The following is a 14,796-nucleotide window of genomic DNA, read 5'->3' as shown; positions in this document are numbered from 1 at the left end:
AGCTACTTGGCAGCCTGGTTGTACCTTCCGGCCATGCTTTCGCACCAACACGAGGTATTTCTGGAAGTGGCCCGGCGCCTCAGCTTCACCAAGGCCAGCCAAAGCCTGTTCATCAGCCAATCGGCGGTGAGCAAGCAAGTAAAAGCCTTGGAGGAGCACTACAAAACGGGCTTGTTTGAGCGTTTGGGCAACGCTGTGGCGCTTACGGCGGCCGGTCAGCTGCTCTACCAAAAACTTCTGCAGGTGCAGCAGCTGCAAACCGAGCTGCACCAGGCAATGGCCGACCTCAGCCCGCGCTTCACGCCCGACATCCGGATGGTGATTGGGGCCAGCACCACCATTTCGCTGTACGTGCTGCCGCCGGTGCTGTCGGCTTACCTAGGGCACCACCCGCACGTGCAGCTTACGCTCAAAAACCGCAACAGCGAGAACATCCTCAAAGCCTTGCTCGAGCACGAAATCGACCTAGGGGTAATCGAGGGGATTCATCGCGTAAGCAATGTTACGTACACGCCGCTGCTCTCCGACGACGTAGTGGCCGTATGCTCGGCCAAAAACCCACTGCAAGGGCGCAAGCTAGCCCTTACCGACCTCTACCACGTACCATTGGCCCTGCGCGAGCCGGGCTCGGGCACGCTGGCGGTGGTAGAGCAAGCCTTGCTGGCGCAGCGCATCCGGCTCGGCGATTTGCACGTGAAAGTGCGCCTAGGTGGCACCGAGGCCCTGAAGAACTTTGTGCGCGTTGACCCAAGCGTACTGGCTTTTTTGCCTAGGCAAGCCGTGGTGAAAGAACTGGCCGCCGGCGAGCTAGCCGAGGTGAAAGTGGCTGACTTGCAGCTGCGTCGGCATTTCGAATTTGTGCAACGGCGGGGCACCGAAAACAACTCTCCCTTCAAAGACTTTATGCAGTTCGCACTGCGGTATTATTCTAAAGCGGAATAACCCATGCGAAAATACCATGCTCATCGGGCATAACCATTGACGGGGTCGGCAGCGTTCTTTGGGCAGTTTTCACCCTAAACCCGAGCCATGGCCACCATCACCGAACCTCTTAGTCGTGTAAGCGAGCTGGTGTGCTCGCGCTGCCACGCGCCGCATTCGGCGTTTTCCCCCCAAACCGTGGCTGAGTGCTGCGCTGCGCCGCTGCTGGCCCGCTACACGCTCGAGAGAGGTTCGCTAAGCAAAGAGGCCCTGGCTGCGCGCCCGGCCACCATGTGGCGCTACCGCGAGGTGCTACCGCTGCTCGACGATGCCAACATGGTGAGCCTGGGCGAAGGGTTCACGCCGCTGCTTACGCTGCGCAATCTAGGGGCCCGCTACGGCTTGGCGTCGTTGCTGCTGAAAGACGAAGGCCAGAACCCAACGGGCTCCTTTAAGGCCCGCGGCCTGAGCATGGCCATATCCAAAGCCAAGGAACTTGGGGCCGAGGGCTGCATCATTCCAACGGCTGGCAACGCCGGCGTAGCCATGGCGGCCTACTGCGCCAAAGCCGGCCTGCCCGCTACGGTAGTAATGCCGCGTCATACGCCCAAAGCCTTTCGCGAGGAGTGCTACTGGTACGGTGCCGATGTGCGGCTAGTCGATGGCCTCATCAACGATTGCGCAGCCCACGTGCGGCAGCTCAACGCCGATGGCCGTTTGCTCGACGTCTCGACGCTAAAAGAGCCCTACCGGCTAGAAGGCAAAAAAACCATGGGTTACGAAATTGCCGAGCAGCTGCAGTGGCAACTGCCCGATGTGATAGTGTACCCTGCAGGCGGCGGCACCGGCCTTATCGGCATCTGGAAGGCATTTGAGGAAATGAAAGCCCTAGGTTGGCTAACGGCCGATGCCAAGCTGCCACGCATGGTAGCCGTGCAAGCCACCAACTGCTGCCCGCTGATCGAAACCATAGCCGGCAACCAGCCCAACTGCCAGCACTACAACGGCAAACCCACCATTGCCAACGGCTTGGCGGTGCCGCGCCCCCTAGGCGAAGCCCTGATGCTGCAAGTGCTCGAGCAGTCGAGCGGCACGGCCATGAGCATCAGCGACGACGAAATGGTAGAAGGCATGCGCGAGCTAGGCCGCACCGAAGGCTTGTTTGTAGCGCCCGAAGGCGCCGCCGTATGGATGGCCACCCGCAAACTGCTGGCCAGCGGCTGGCTACGCGCCGGCGAGCAAGTGCTGCTGCTGAACACCGGCTCGGGCCAGAAGTACCTCGATAACGTAGAAGGCCGTTACTAACGACGCCGATTCTATTCTAGCTCGCCTGTCATCCTGAGGCGCCGGCCGAAGGACCTTCATTACGCCAGCACAAACGCATAATGAACGTCATGCCACATCTGGCGTCCGCTTGCCTAAGCATCTCTACCGCTTCGTCTGCATCCGCGTACCTGGCATGTCGAGCTTGTCGAGCATCTCGCGTGCTTCGTCGCCATCAATTTAGAGCGGTCATGTCGAGCTTGTCGAGACATCTTGCCAGATAGTACTTTCTATCTAGCGTCAGCACGCGAGTTGTCTCGACAAGCTCGGCAGGACGTTCTTCTTTAATTTTTCTGCCGTGAGAAGGTCCTTCGGCCGGCACCTCAGGATGACAGATGTGAGAGCCTAGCTAGGCAGCTGCACAAGCTATACGCCATTAAAAACCTGGTTTGGCAATGCGTGTTTCGGGGCGGCTGATGCTGGTTTTACTTGCCTTGGGCTCGGCCGTATGGTTGTTTGGTAAGCTACGGAGTGGTTCTTTGCCGTATAGCCAACCTGCCAGCAACCAAGCCAACGCACCTATGCGCGCCAACCAAGAGCGGCTCTACGCCGATGTCGAATTTCTGACCTCGCTGCAGCCTGCCCGCAACTACCGCAACCTCGGTTCGCTCAACCAAGCGGCCGACTACATTCGGGCGGAGTTTGAAAAGCTGGGCTGCCCCGTGGAGGAACAGCCTTTTAAGGCCGATGGCCGGCAGTACCGCAACATCATCGCCACTTTTGGCCCCGCCGATGCCGAGCGCATCGTAGTAGGAGCCCATTACGATGTGTTTGGAGAGCAACCCGGCGCCGACGACAATGCCTCGGCCGTGGCAGGCCTGCTCGAAACCGCGCGCCTGCTGCAGCACATGCAAGCCGAGCTACCCGCCGACCGCCGCATCGACCTAGTGGCCTACCCCAACGAAGAGCCGCCGTACTTCGCCTCGGAGTACATGGGCAGCGCCGTGCACGCCAAATCCTTGCACGATGCGGGCGTGGCCGTACGCGCCATGATTTGCTACGAGATGATCGGCTACTTCCGCGACGAGCCCGGTTCGCAGCGCTTCCCCACCGAACACTTAGCCGAGCTGTACCCCAATACGGGCAACTTTATTACGGTGGTGGGCCGCGATGGGCAGGAGCTGTTCACGCAGCGCGTGCAGCAGCTGATGCGAGCCACCGCCGATGTGGATGTGCAACGCATCAACCTGTCGGCCAAAGCGGGCCTGGCGGGCTTGTCCGATCAGCGCAACTACTGGCCCTACGGCTGGAATGCCGTGATGATTAACGACACGGCCTTTTTGCGCAACCCCAACTACCACGAAACCGGCGACACCATCGACACGCTTGACTTCCGCCGCATGGCCGAAGTAGTAAACGGCGTGCTGAACGCCGTGCTGAAGCTGTAAAGAAAATGCCCTAGGTGCTGCAAACCGCGCAGCAACCTAGGGCCCTGACAGGCAGCAAGCCCAACTATGAGGCGTAGGGCTACACGTACCGCAAGGAGTCGGTCTGATACAGAAAGAATCAAAGTGCGCGCCCCTCGAGGCCAAAGGCTTGCAGCACCAGGAACAGCAAACCCAGGCCTAGGTGGTGGCGTGCCTAGTGCGCGAGGGCAACCAGGGCCCGGCGCAGCTCCAGGTCGGAAAGGCCGGGCACCTCAACCCGCTTGAACGGCGCCGTGTGGCCGCTGAGCAATGTAAGACTGCTGCGGGGCTGGGCCAGCACCTCGGCCAAAAACCGCAGCAGGCAGTCGTTGGCTTTGCCATCCTGCGCCGGGGCATTCAGCCGAATGGTAACGCTGCCATCGGCGGCAATTACAACGGCGTTGTGGCGGGCGTTGGGTTTGGCTTTGAGGTGCAGGGTGGCCATGCCGGGCTACGTGGTGGGCGAGTTGTAGGCGTCGTACACGTTCCAGGCCCACACGGCAAAAGGAACAATTATCGTCCACCAAAGCAAAAAGCCCACCACGCCGCTGATTACCCAAATAACAACGGCCTTGAGTAGTTGGCCTTTGATGAGCTGGCCCAAACCGGGGAATATGGCCGACAGCAACGCCGGCATGCCGTAAGTAGTTTTCATGGCTGAAGAGGAGAGAAGGTGATAGGTACGCTTACGCAGCCGGCACCACCAAAGTGTTGCCCCGCAGCTGCTGGCCGGTGGGGCACACATCAAGCAACACGCAGCGGCCGCAGGCGGGCGAGCGGTGGTAGCAGCACTTCTGCCCATGAAACATCAGGGCTTCGTGGTGGTCGTAAACTTGCTGCGCATCCCAACCAGGCGGCAACAACGCTTCGAGCAGGGCATGCGAGGCCTCCGTGCCTACCTTGGGGCCAATCAGCCCTAGGCGCTGCGCCACGCGGTGGTGGTGGCTATCGACGGGCATGGCCGGGCGGCGCAATGTGCTAAAAAGCAACGTAGCCGCACTGGTTTTGGGCCCCACGCCGGGCAGGGTTTCGAGCCAGGCGCGGGCCTCAGGCACGGGCAAATCGGCCAGGAACTCGAGTGTCAGTTGTCCATCGAGCCGTTCGGTTAGCTCGCGCAAAATGGCTTGTATGCGAGGGGCTTTTTGCTCGGGCCACGTGCAGGGGCTAATGGCTTCTTCCACTTCGGCCGTGGGGGCATCGCGCACCTCGGGCCAGGTGGCAAAGCGGGCGCGCAGTTGCTGGTAGGCGCGGTGCGAATCCTGGTTGCGGGTGCGGTGCGACAGGACGGCACTAACCAGCTCGCTCATGGGGTCTTTAACGCTGAAAAACCGAAACGGCGCCCCGTAGAGCTGGCATAGCCGCTCGTGCGCCAGCATAGCCAGCGCTTGGCGGTGGGGAAAGTCGGGATCGGGAGTGGGTAGGGCGGCAGACACAACCCTGGCAAACGCAAGAGCCGGCTGCGCGGTTGGGGCACCGCCAAAAACAAGGCCGGCCCCTAGGTGGGAGCCGGCCTTGGCGGGGTAAGGAGCAGGGGCTGCGCGTTAGCGCGTAGCGGCCCCGTTGTAGTTGTACATCTGCACGGCCTGCTTCAGCTTGTTGGCCTGCGAGCCGCCCACCAGCGTGGGCACCAGCAGCACCGGCACCGAAATGAACACCAGCGGCGAAATGCGCTGGGCGTTGCCGCTAAAGGTGTTCAGCATACCGGCCACCAACATGCCACCGCCCACAATGTAGCCCGCTGTGCTGATGCGCTTGAGGCGGGCGGCATCGCGCAGCAGCTCGGCGCTGCCGGGGTTATCGGAAAGCGCCACGCTCAGGTTCCGGAAGTTCATGTCCTGAATCGGGCCACCATCCTTGCTGAAGTACTCGGTTTTGACGGTGCGGTAGCCGCCGCCGTAGGGGTAGCCAGCCATGCCCCAGGGGCTGCCAAAGCCGTAGCGGCCCATGCCGTAGCCGTAGGGCCCGTAGCCCCAGGGGCCCATGCCGCCCGGCGCCCACTGCTGCGAGGTAATGGAGTAGGTACTGATGCGGCCCTGCTTTTCGCGGCGCAGCGTGGCCTCGCGGCGCGAGCCCGGCAAGTTGGTGCGGATGTAGTGGCCCGTCTCGTCCTGGTAAAACTTGATCTGGTCCAGATCGAAGCGTTGCTGGCCGTTGAGCAGCAGGTACGAGCGGCCGATTACGGGCTGGCGCATTTCCACATCGTCGGCGGCGTACACCTGCCCCGATTTCAGGCCGATGCGGTAGCGCGGTTGCGGAGCTTGCTGAGGCGGCGCAGCCTGGGCCGGCGCCGGCTGCGCTTGGGCCGGCGCCGCTACGCTTTGGCGCGCGGTGTCGGCCACGGTGGGAGGCGTGCTCAGCTGGCGCGGGGCATCCTGCGCCACGGCAGGAGCCGCGGAGGCGCCGGCAAGGCCGGCGGCGAGCAACATCGAACGAAGGTTCATGAGTGGAGGGCGTGAACGAACAGGTTGAAACCGTTGGGAAGCGTTCGGGTCGGGGGCGGTGGCTGACGAAGCGCCGCGCCGCCCGGCCGAAAAGTAATGCCGAAGCCAAGATGCCGCAAAAAATCGGCCAGGACCCCGTGTTTTTCAAAACCACAACAGCACGGCAACTCGTTCCGCCGGCCAATTGCCTTTTTAAAGCCATACGTGATTGACGCTCACCCCGATGCCAAGGTACGCCCAAACGGCCCCCAGACCCGGATTTGTGGCGCGGCACTTTGCTCCGCAGCCGTGCAAAACAGCGGGGCCGCCAAACCAAAGTTCGGCGGCCCCGCGGTTGTTGGCTTGCCACAAAGGCTACTCGGGCTTCAGCAAAGTTTCGAGCAGGCTCATGCTGTCGATCATGTCGCGGGTGTTCTCGAAATCGATGGGCTTCACGATGTACCCGCGCACGTTGTGCTGCTCGGCCTGCAGGCGGTCGATGTCCATTTCGGAAGTGGTGGTGATAAACACCGGAATATGGCGCAGTTCCTCGTGGGTGTTTAGCTCGGCCAGAAACTCGAACCCGTTCATCTTGGGCATATTCAGATCGAGCAGGATCACCTCGGGCAGCGGCCGGATGGGCTCCACGCCGTTCAGGCCCAGCAACAAATCCAGCGCCTCGAGCCCGTTGAAGGCCGTGTAGAGTTTGTGCGGCACGCTAAATTTCTCGAACGATTTCTGCACGGTCATCGTGTCGAAAAAATCGTCTTCTACTAGCAGAACGGAACGCATTGGCGAGCAAAGTGGTGAATGCGCAAAGGTAAGCTACGGCAGCCGAAGCCTGGGTTACAATTCGGCTTTGCTCAGGGCCACGCCCACCGGCTGCTTGGGCCAGGTAAACACAAACGCCGCCCCGTGGCCCACCGCCGAGTCCACCCGAATGCTGCCGCGCTGCTCGTCGATAATCTTCTTGACGATGCTCAGGCCGATGCCGGTGCTTTCGGCGGTGTGCCGGTCGCGCAGCGTCTGGAACATCAAGAAGATCTTTTCGTGGTACTCGGGCGCAATGCCGGGGCCGTCGTCCTGCACCCGAAACTCGTACTGCTTGCCCGCCTCGTGGCAGCCGATGCGGATAAGCCCTTGCTTGCTGTGGTGGTATTTCACGGCGTTGCTGAGCAGGTTGGTAAACACTTGTTGCAGGCTCAGGCGGTCGGTTAGCAGGGTGGGCAGCGTGCCCTCGATGCGCAGCTCGAAGGTGGGGGGCACCACCAAATCGGTTACCTCATGCACCAAGTGCTCCACGTTTACTTCTTCGAGGCGTTGCTGGGTGCGGCCCACGCGGGCGTAGGCCAACAGGCCGTTAATCAGGTCTTCGAGGCGCGAGAGGCGGCCCTTCATCAGCCCGAAATACTCGCGCATTTTGTCGGACAGCTCGTGGCCGAGCTCGTCCTCAATCCATTTCACCACCGTGCTTACGCCGCGCAGGGGGGCTTTCAGGTCGTGCGAGGCTACGTAGGCAAATTGGTCCAGCTCGCGGTTGCGTTTCTCAAGAGCCGTAAAGGTGTCGTCGAGGGTTTGCGTCATGCGGTTGAGCGAGGTGGCCAGGTTGCCCAGGCTGTCGCGCTCCTTGTCCTTTATTTTTACCTTGTAGTCGCCCTGCACTACTTGGTTGGCCAGGTTCTCAATGATGCTGATGCGGTGTGCTATGCCCTCGTTGGCGGCCGTTAGCTCGCGCTGGAGGCGCTCGTTGGCCGTAATTTCCACGCTTACACGCCAAAAAAGCCACAGCGTAATGACAATGGCAAACGCGGCCGATACCAGAATAATGGCCGGCGTAATGGTTTCGTAGGTGTTTTGCTCGGAGCTGCGCTCCTGCAAAATTTCAAGCTCGCGGGTGCGGGCCCGGCCCAGCATGCGCTCCACGGCGCGCATGGTTTGGCGGTCGGTATCGACGAGGGTTTGCAGCGCCGAGCGCGAGAGGCGGCCCTGCCCGCGGGCCAGGTCGGAGAGCAGGCGCATCTGCAAGCTCACCAAGGTCTGGAGGGTATCGAGCCGCAGCTGCTGCTGGGGGTTGTCCTGCATCAGCCGATCGACCTCGGTGAGGTGCACCGATACTTGCCCTTTGGCTTTGTTGTAGAGCCCTAGGTACACGGTATCGGCCGTAAGCAAGTAGCCGCGCACGCCCGAGCGGGCGTCCTTGATGCGCAGCTCCATGTCCTTGAGTTGCTGCATTACCTGGTACGAGTGCTCCACCCAGCGGGTGCGGTTGCTCAGCTGCCGGGTGCTGATGAACGAAGCCACCGCCGTGAGCAGCAGCACACCGGCCGCGATGAAAAAGCCGATGTACAGTTTGGTTTTCGTGTTGAAGGCCATGTTGGGAAATACCGTAGGCTACGGGATATGCAAGATACACACCCCGGCCCGCAGCCTGGCAAAAACCGCGTGGCGTAGGCAATGCCGTATCTTTGCGCGGCTCACGCTTAGCTCCCGCACCATGCCCGACCCGATCAGCAGCCCGCAAAACCCCCGCATCAAAAACCTGCTGCGCCTGCAGCAGAAATCGTCGGAGCGCCGGGCCCAGGGGCTTACCATTGTGGAGGGCCTGCGCGAGCTAACCATTGCCCGCGCCGCAGGCGTGGAGGTGCCCACCGTATTTGTGTGCCCCGAGCTGCTGCCGCGCGCCCAACAGTTGGAGTTGCGGCAAGTGCTGGAAGCCAACACGGAGTGGTTTGAGGTGTCGAAGGCGGTATTTGAGAAGGTGGCTTACCGCGAAGGCTCCGACGGCGTACTGGCCCTGGCCAAGCCCCCGCTGCGCCGCTTGCCCGAGCTGAACCTGCCCGCCAACCCGCTGCTGCTGGTGCTGGAGGCCGTAGAGAAGCCCGGCAACCTAGGGGCCGTGCTGCGCACGGCCGACGCCGCCCAGGCCGACGCCGTGATTGTGTGCGACCCGCGCACCGATTTGTTTAACCCCAACGCCATCCGCTCGAGCATTGGCTGCGTGTTTACGGTGCCGGTGGTGGCCACCACGCGCGAGGAGCTGCTGGGCTGGTGCCGGCAGCACGGCATTCGTACCTACGCGGCCGCCCTTTCGCCCGCGGCCCAGCCCTACACCAGTTTCGACTACCGCGGCCCCACGGCGCTGCTGATGGGCACCGAAGCCGACGGCCTCACGCCCGAGCTCATCGCCGCCTGCGACCATACCATTATCATTCCGATGCGCGGATACATCGATTCGCTGAACGTGAGCACGGCCACGGCGGTGCTTGCCTTCGAGGCCGTGCGCCAGCGCGACGTGGCTGCCACTCGCAATTAGGGCCCTGCGTACCTAGGCAGGGTTGCGCAAACGCAACGCGCCGGCCACCACCGCACCGCGCGGCTCCAGCTGGTCGTCGAACAGGCACAGGCTGGCTTGGTAGCCGGGCGCTAGCAGCCCTAGGTGGTGTTGCAGGCCCAGCACGCGGGCAGGGTAGAGGGAGGCCATGCGCAAGCTTTCGGCCAGCGGAATGCCCACGTGGTGCACGCAGTTGCGCACGGCTTGCAGCATGGTAAGCGCCGAACCCGCCAGCGTGCCCTGCCGATCCACGAACCGGTCGCCGGCGTGGCGGAACTGGTACGCGCCGTCGGGGCTTTCGGCCACGGCATCGGTAATCAGAAACAGCCGCTCGCCCATGAGTTTGTGGCTGATGCGCACCGCCGCAAAATCGCAGTGCACGCCATCGGCAATGATGCTGGCGCAGGCAGTAACGCAGTCGTACACGGCGCCCACCACGCCCGGCTCGCGCCCCGTAAGCTGCGACATGGCGTTGAACAAGTGCGTGGCCGCCGCAAAGCCCTGGCCGAAAGCGGCCGTAGCCTGCGCGTACGTGGCGTTGGTATGGCCCGCCGATAGCACCACGCCGGCTTCGCGCAGCAAAGCCAAAGCCTCGGGCGTGGCGGCTTCGGGCGCCATGGTAAGCATGCGCAATGTGCCCGGGCCCGCATGCAGCCACTCGCGCAGCTCGGTTGCATCGGGTGCCCGAATAAACGCGGCTTGGTGGGCGCCCTTTTTCTCGTGGCTGATGCAGGGCCCCTCGAGGTGCACGCCCAGCAAACCGCCGTTGGGGTGTTCGGCCCGAAACGCGTGGCCAGCCACTACGGCCTCACGCATGAGGGCCGGCGAGTTGGTGGGCATGGTGGCCAGAAAGTGCGTGGTGCCTTGCTCCCAAAACGCCTCCTGCATGCGGGCCAGCACCGCGGTGGTTGGCTGCGTCGAAAACAGCGCCCCGTGCGTGCCATACACTTGCAAATCAATCAGGCCCGGCGCTACGTGCAGTCCGCCTAGGTCGTAGGTACGCAAATCGGCTGGCAACGTGGCCGCAGGCACCACCGCCTCAATGTTGCTGCCGCTGATAACGACGGCGTGGTGGAGCAGCTCGGCGTGACCGGTGTGCAAAACGGCATTGGTAAGGGCGTAGCGCATGTGCCTCGGGATGCTAGGGCCGGGGTGCCGAAACCGCAACCGCGGCACGGCAGTATTTTTGGCGGCTTACGTACTATCGGCTTTGGCAGCTATGATCGAACACCGCACTTTCCGCATCCACGGCCGCGTGCAGGGCGTGTTTTTCCGGCAATCGTCGCAGCACGAGGCACGCCGGCTGGGCCTGCATGGCTACGCCCGCAACGAGCCCGACGGCACCGTAACCATCGAAGCCGAAGGCCCCGCCGACGCCCTAGGTGCCCTAGAGCAGTGGTGCCGCCAAGGGCCGCCCGCCGCCCGCGTCGATAAAGTAGAGGTGCAAACCGGCGTGGTGCAAGGCTATGCGCGCTTCGAGGTGAAACGGTAGGCGGCCTACTGCTTCAGCAAGCGGTGCACCACGCGGCCGTTATCAGTAGTCAGCGAAGCGAAGTACAAGCCCGCCGGCCAGCCAGCCACATCGAGTTGCAGCGGGCCCGCCCCCGTTGGCTGGCCGTAGTACCGCCGACCTAGGGCATCGTGGATGTGCAGCAGCCCGGCCGCTGGTACCTGCAGGTGCAAGGTTTGCAACACCGGGTTAGGGCCCGCCCGAAACGCGGCCAATTCGGCTGCTGGCTGGGCGGGCAATGCGGTGCGGGGCTGCACCGCGTACGCCGCCGCCCGAAGCGTGCAGCCCGAGTACAGCACCGAGGCCTGCAGCAGCAACCAGCCGTAGCGGTAGCCCGCCGAGGCAGTGCCCAACCGAAAGCCAACGTAGTGCGGAGCCCCGTCGCGCCACTCGCCCAACTGCTGCAGGCCGCCGGGGTTCGAGGCTTCCAACGCCAGCGCCAGTTCGGGGTCGGTGTACCCGCCGATGGTGGCCGGCGCCCAGGTAGGGGCGGAGCTTCCGGGCACGAAGGGGAGAGTACTGTCCTTGATGGGCGCCCCGCTGGGCAGAGCTACGGCCGTGGGCCTGAAGGTTGTTTGGGTTTTCAGGATTTCGCCGCCGCGTATCCACACAACGGCCGAGGCAATGGGGTACTTGCCAGCCTGCAGGGTAGCGTCGGTGGCCAGGAACACCTCAAAGCGCCCGTCGGCGTCCACGTCAAGCGAATCGAGCCGACGGGTGTTCAGCGGGGTATTGCCACCGGCGTACGTCAGGGCCGAGGTCAGTACCCGCTCTGGCGTCAGCACTTGGTGCTGCAACCCGCTTACTTGCCCGGCCACAATGCCCGTTTGCGCGTGCGCCACACCCAACGCCGCCAGCAGTGCGCCCCCAGTTGTGGCTGCTGCGGCGGCAAGCTTCGGGCGCCCCGAAAAGTGTAGGGATACTGGCATAAGCGGCGCAGTTGGTTTGTGGCGGAAGATACCGCAATATTCAGTAACCAAGATGCGGTTGCTGCCTTGGCCGAACGGTTTCGATGGATAAGCGCAATGCAGGGCCGCCACGCAGGCGCAAGGCCCTTCTGAAGTGCGATATTGCACCGATGAACAAAGCTTTCCTGTCCAATCTGCTGCGCCGCGTTGGCCTGATTTACGGCGCCGACCTCGTGCGCTACGGCTTCGTTCGGTACCAGAACCGACAGCAAAACCGCGCGTTTCGGGCTGCCAACCCCGCCGTGGCCTTGCCGCCCGACTACCCGCTTTACGAAACCTATCAGCTGAACTACCGCAAGTACTACGAAGGCGGACGCGACACCGCGCAGTGGATTTGCGATTTGCTTTCGCCGCACCTCGAGCTGCGCAACGCCCACCTGCTCGATTGGGGCTGCGGCCCGGGGCGCGTAATTAGGCATTTGCCCGAGGTGCTGGGCCACGGCTGCCGCTACACCGGCACCGATTACAACCCCGAGTTTGTGGCGTGGTGCCGCCAACACCTAGCCCGCCCCGATACCGCATTTCTGCAGAACGGCATCGAGCCGCCCCTGGCAGCCGAAGCAGCCACTTTTGATGCGGTATACGGCATTTCCATTTTCACACATTTGTCGGAGCAAGGCCACCAGCTATGGTTTCGGGAGCTGATGCGCGTAACCAAGCCCGGCGGCGTGCTGCTGTTTACTACCCACGGCGAGGCCTTTTTGCCAGTGCTCACGCCCGCCGAACAAGCGCGCTTTGCAGCGGGCCGACTGGTAATTCGGAGCTACGAAAACGAAGGCCACCGCATGTTTGGCGCGTTTCAGCCGACGGCTTATTTGCAGCAATTGTTTGGGCAGCAGACCGAGGTGCTGCAACACGTGCCGGGCCAGCGCCTAGGCAATACCTCCAGCCAAGATGTGTGGCTGCTGCGCAAACGGTAGCCGCGCGTACCGAACAAACAAAAAAGGCGCGGCCGAAGCTGCGCCTTTTTGCAATAATGGGTAGCTGTCAGCCGACAGCAAGGAGTTAGTCTGCTTTCTTGGCGTAGCGCAGACGCTCGTTTTCGTCGAGCAGAATCTTGCGCATGCGGATGCTCTTCGGGGTCACTTCCAGGTATTCATCCTTCTGGATGTATTCCATGGCGTCTTCCAGCGAGAATTGGCGCTTGGGCTGAATCTTCACGTTTTCATCCGAGCCCGAAGCACGCATGTTCGTCAGCTTCTTGCCCTTCTGCAGGTTGATGGTAAGGTCGTTCGGGCGGGTATGTTCGCCGATAACCTGGCCGCCGTACACTTCTTCGCCTGGGTCGATGAAAAACTCCCCGCGGTCCTGCATTTTGTCGAGCGTGTAAGCCGTTGCCGCACCAGCCTCCATCGAGATGAGCGAACCGCTGATACGGCCCGGAATACCGCCTTTGTAAGGCTCGTAGCTCTGGAAGCGGTGGTTCATGATGGCCTCACCAGCAGTAGCTGTCAGCACGTTGTTGCGCAGGCCAATCAGGCCGCGCGACGGAATGTTGAACTCCAGGTGCTGCAGGTCGCCTTTCGGCTCCATGATGGTCAGCTCGCCTTTGCGCATGGTTACCAGTTCGATAACCTTGCCGGCTGTTTCCTCGGGCACGTCAACTACCAGGTGCTCGATGGGCTCGAGGCGGTTGCCGTTGTCGTCTTCTTTGTACAGCACCTGCGGCTGGCCTACCTGCAACTCGTAGCCTTCGCGGCGCATCGTTTCGATGAGTACCGACAAGTGAAGGATACCACGGCCGTACACCAAGAAGGTGTCTTCGCGGTCGGTTTCCTGCACGCGCAGGGCCAGGTTCTTCTCGGTTTCTTTGTACAGACGGTCGCGCAAGTGACGCGAAGTTACAAACTTGCCTTCCTTGCCAAAGAACGGCGAGTTGTTAATGGTGAACAGCATGTTCATCGTCGGCTCGTCGATGCTGATGCGCGACAGCGCCTCGGGGTTTTCGGCGTCGGCGATGGTGTCGCCAATGTCGAAGCCTTCGATGCCCGTAACGGCGCAAATTTCGCCGGCCTGCACTTCGGCCACTTTGGCTTTGCCGAGGCCTTCGAACACCTGCAGTTCTTTGATCTTTACTTTTTTCACCGAGCCATCAGCCTTCATCAGGCTCATGTTGGCGCCTTCTTTCAGGGTGCCGCGGTGTACGCGTCCGATGGCAATACGGCCTACGAAAGCCGAGTAGTCGAGCGAGGTAACCTGCATTTGCGGCGTGCCCTCGATGAAGGGAGCCGGCGGAATTACTTCGATGATGGCGTCGAGCAGCGGAGTGATGTCTTCGGTCTTCTGCTTCCAGTCGCGCGACATCCAGCCCTGCTTCGACGAGCCGTACAGCGTTACGAAGTCCAGCTGGTCTTCGGTAGCGCCCAGGTTGAACATCAGGTCGAACACCTGCTCGTGCACCTCGTCGGGGCGGCAGTTTTCTTTGTCAACCTTGTTTACCACCACAATCGGCTTCAGGCCTAGGTCGATGGCTTTCGACAGCACGAAGCGGGTTTGGGGCATGGCGCCTTCGAAGGCGTCGACGAGCAGCAGCACGCCGTCGGCCATCTTCAGTACGCGCTCTACTTCACCACCAAAGTCGGCGTGACCAGGGGTGTCGATGATGTTAATTTTAACGTCCTTGTAGCGTACCGAAACGTTTTTGGAAACGATGGTAATGCCACGTTCCCGCTCCAGGTCGTTGTTGTCCAGGATCAGGTCGTCGAACTGCTGGTGTTCCCCGAAAATTTTAGAGGCGTGGATAATCTTGTCCACCAGCGTGGTCTTGCCGTGGTCGACGTGCGCGATGATGGCGATGTTACGAATGTTCTGCATGAGAGCGGTTTTGCGGGCGCAAAGGTACGGAATGTTGGCCGCAAATGCTTGTTATCCTTAAGGTTTGAGCTTAAACCACCCTGTGGCTTAGCTCCGTAGGTAC

At 61.9% G+C, this 14,796-nt stretch carries 15 protein-coding genes; 6 read left to right on the top strand and 9 right to left on the bottom strand.

The window, feature by feature from the left end; genetic code table 11:
• The first annotated feature begins 33 nt into the window (after positions 1-33).
• The 3 genes from D3Y59_RS09540 (at position 34) to D3Y59_RS09530 (ending at position 3,632) form a co-directional block, all read left to right on the top strand.
• Complete coding sequence (locus D3Y59_RS09540; protein WP_119446409.1) at positions 34-942, top strand: LysR family transcriptional regulator; 909 nt, start codon at positions 34-36, stop codon at positions 940-942.
• An 87-nt stretch (positions 943-1,029) separates the two neighbouring features.
• Positions 1,030-2,226 (top strand): threonine synthase, encoded by a 1,197-nt coding sequence (locus D3Y59_RS09535; RefSeq protein ID WP_119444846.1) that lies wholly within the window; start codon positions 1,030-1,032, stop codon positions 2,224-2,226.
• 539 nt (positions 2,227-2,765) lie between these two features.
• Positions 2,766-3,632 (top strand): M28 family peptidase, encoded by an 867-nt coding sequence (locus tag D3Y59_RS09530; RefSeq protein WP_119446408.1) that lies wholly within the window; start codon positions 2,766-2,768, stop codon positions 3,630-3,632.
• A 193-nt stretch (positions 3,633-3,825) separates the two neighbouring features.
• On the opposite strand, the gene D3Y59_RS09525 is transcribed toward D3Y59_RS09530, so the two are convergent.
• The 6 genes from D3Y59_RS09525 to D3Y59_RS09500 form a co-directional block, all read right to left on the bottom strand.
• Positions 3,826-4,095: a DUF167 domain-containing protein gene (locus tag D3Y59_RS09525; protein WP_119444845.1), complete on the bottom strand. Its 270-nt coding sequence runs from the start codon at positions 4,093-4,095 to the stop codon at positions 3,826-3,828.
• 6 nt (positions 4,096-4,101) lie between these two features.
• Entirely contained in the window at positions 4,102-4,305 is a 204-nt protein-coding gene (locus D3Y59_RS09520; protein WP_119444844.1) for a DUF5683 domain-containing protein, read from the bottom strand.
• Between the two features lie 31 nt (positions 4,306-4,336).
• On the bottom strand, positions 4,337-5,083 hold the full coding sequence (locus tag D3Y59_RS09515; RefSeq protein ID WP_240410323.1) for an endonuclease III domain-containing protein: 747 nt from the start codon (positions 5,081-5,083) through the stop codon (positions 4,337-4,339).
• Between the two features lie 108 nt (positions 5,084-5,191).
• On the bottom strand, positions 5,192-6,091 hold the full coding sequence (locus D3Y59_RS09510; RefSeq protein WP_119444843.1) for a hypothetical protein: 900 nt from the start codon (positions 6,089-6,091) through the stop codon (positions 5,192-5,194).
• Between the two features lie 354 nt (positions 6,092-6,445).
• Positions 6,446-6,862, bottom strand: coding sequence for a response regulator (locus D3Y59_RS09505; protein ID WP_119444842.1), 417 nt, complete (start codon positions 6,860-6,862; stop codon positions 6,446-6,448).
• A gap of 54 nt (positions 6,863-6,916) precedes the next feature.
• Entirely contained in the window at positions 6,917-8,443 is a 1,527-nt protein-coding gene (locus tag D3Y59_RS09500; protein WP_119444841.1) for a sensor histidine kinase, read from the bottom strand.
• 121 nt (positions 8,444-8,564) lie between these two features.
• On the opposite strand from D3Y59_RS09500, the gene D3Y59_RS09495 reads away from it, so the two are divergent.
• A complete protein-coding gene (locus tag D3Y59_RS09495) occupies positions 8,565-9,383 on the top strand; it encodes a TrmH family RNA methyltransferase (protein WP_119444840.1) in 819 nt (272 codons plus the stop codon).
• A 12-nt stretch (positions 9,384-9,395) separates the two neighbouring features.
• Here D3Y59_RS09495 and nagA read toward each other — a convergent pair whose 3' ends face one another.
• Positions 9,396-10,529, bottom strand: a complete 1,134-nt coding sequence (nagA, locus tag D3Y59_RS09490) for an N-acetylglucosamine-6-phosphate deacetylase (protein WP_119444839.1) — start codon at positions 10,527-10,529, stop codon at positions 9,396-9,398.
• Positions 10,530-10,620: 91 nt separating this feature from the next.
• Here nagA and D3Y59_RS09485 point away from each other — a divergent pair, with 91 nt between their 5' ends.
• The gene (locus tag D3Y59_RS09485) at positions 10,621-10,893 is read left to right on the top strand and encodes an acylphosphatase (protein ID WP_119446406.1); all 273 of its coding nucleotides are present in this window, start codon (positions 10,621-10,623) and stop codon (positions 10,891-10,893) included.
• Positions 10,894-10,898: 5 nt separating this feature from the next.
• Here the strand turns inward: D3Y59_RS09485 and D3Y59_RS09480 are convergent, their stop codons facing one another.
• Positions 10,899-11,840 carry a T9SS type A sorting domain-containing protein gene (locus D3Y59_RS09480; RefSeq protein WP_119444838.1) on the bottom strand — a complete coding sequence of 314 codons (942 nt, stop codon included), beginning with the start codon at positions 11,838-11,840 and terminating at the stop codon, positions 10,899-10,901.
• Between the two features lie 149 nt (positions 11,841-11,989).
• On the opposite strand from D3Y59_RS09480, the gene D3Y59_RS09475 reads away from it, so the two are divergent.
• A complete protein-coding gene (locus tag D3Y59_RS09475; RefSeq protein WP_162910666.1) occupies positions 11,990-12,799 on the top strand; it encodes a class I SAM-dependent methyltransferase in 810 nt (269 codons plus the stop codon).
• 85 nt (positions 12,800-12,884) lie between these two features.
• Here the strand turns inward: D3Y59_RS09475 and typA are convergent, their stop codons facing one another.
• Entirely contained in the window at positions 12,885-14,693 is a 1,809-nt protein-coding gene (gene typA, locus D3Y59_RS09470; RefSeq protein WP_119444836.1) for a translational GTPase TypA, read from the bottom strand.
• Between the last annotated feature and the right edge of the window lie 103 nt (positions 14,694-14,796).

The organism is Hymenobacter oligotrophus, assembly GCF_003574965.1.
Lineage (GTDB): Bacteria > Bacteroidota > Bacteroidia > Cytophagales > Hymenobacteraceae > Solirubrum > Solirubrum oligotrophum.
This window is presented reverse-complemented; position numbering and strand designations above follow the sequence as displayed.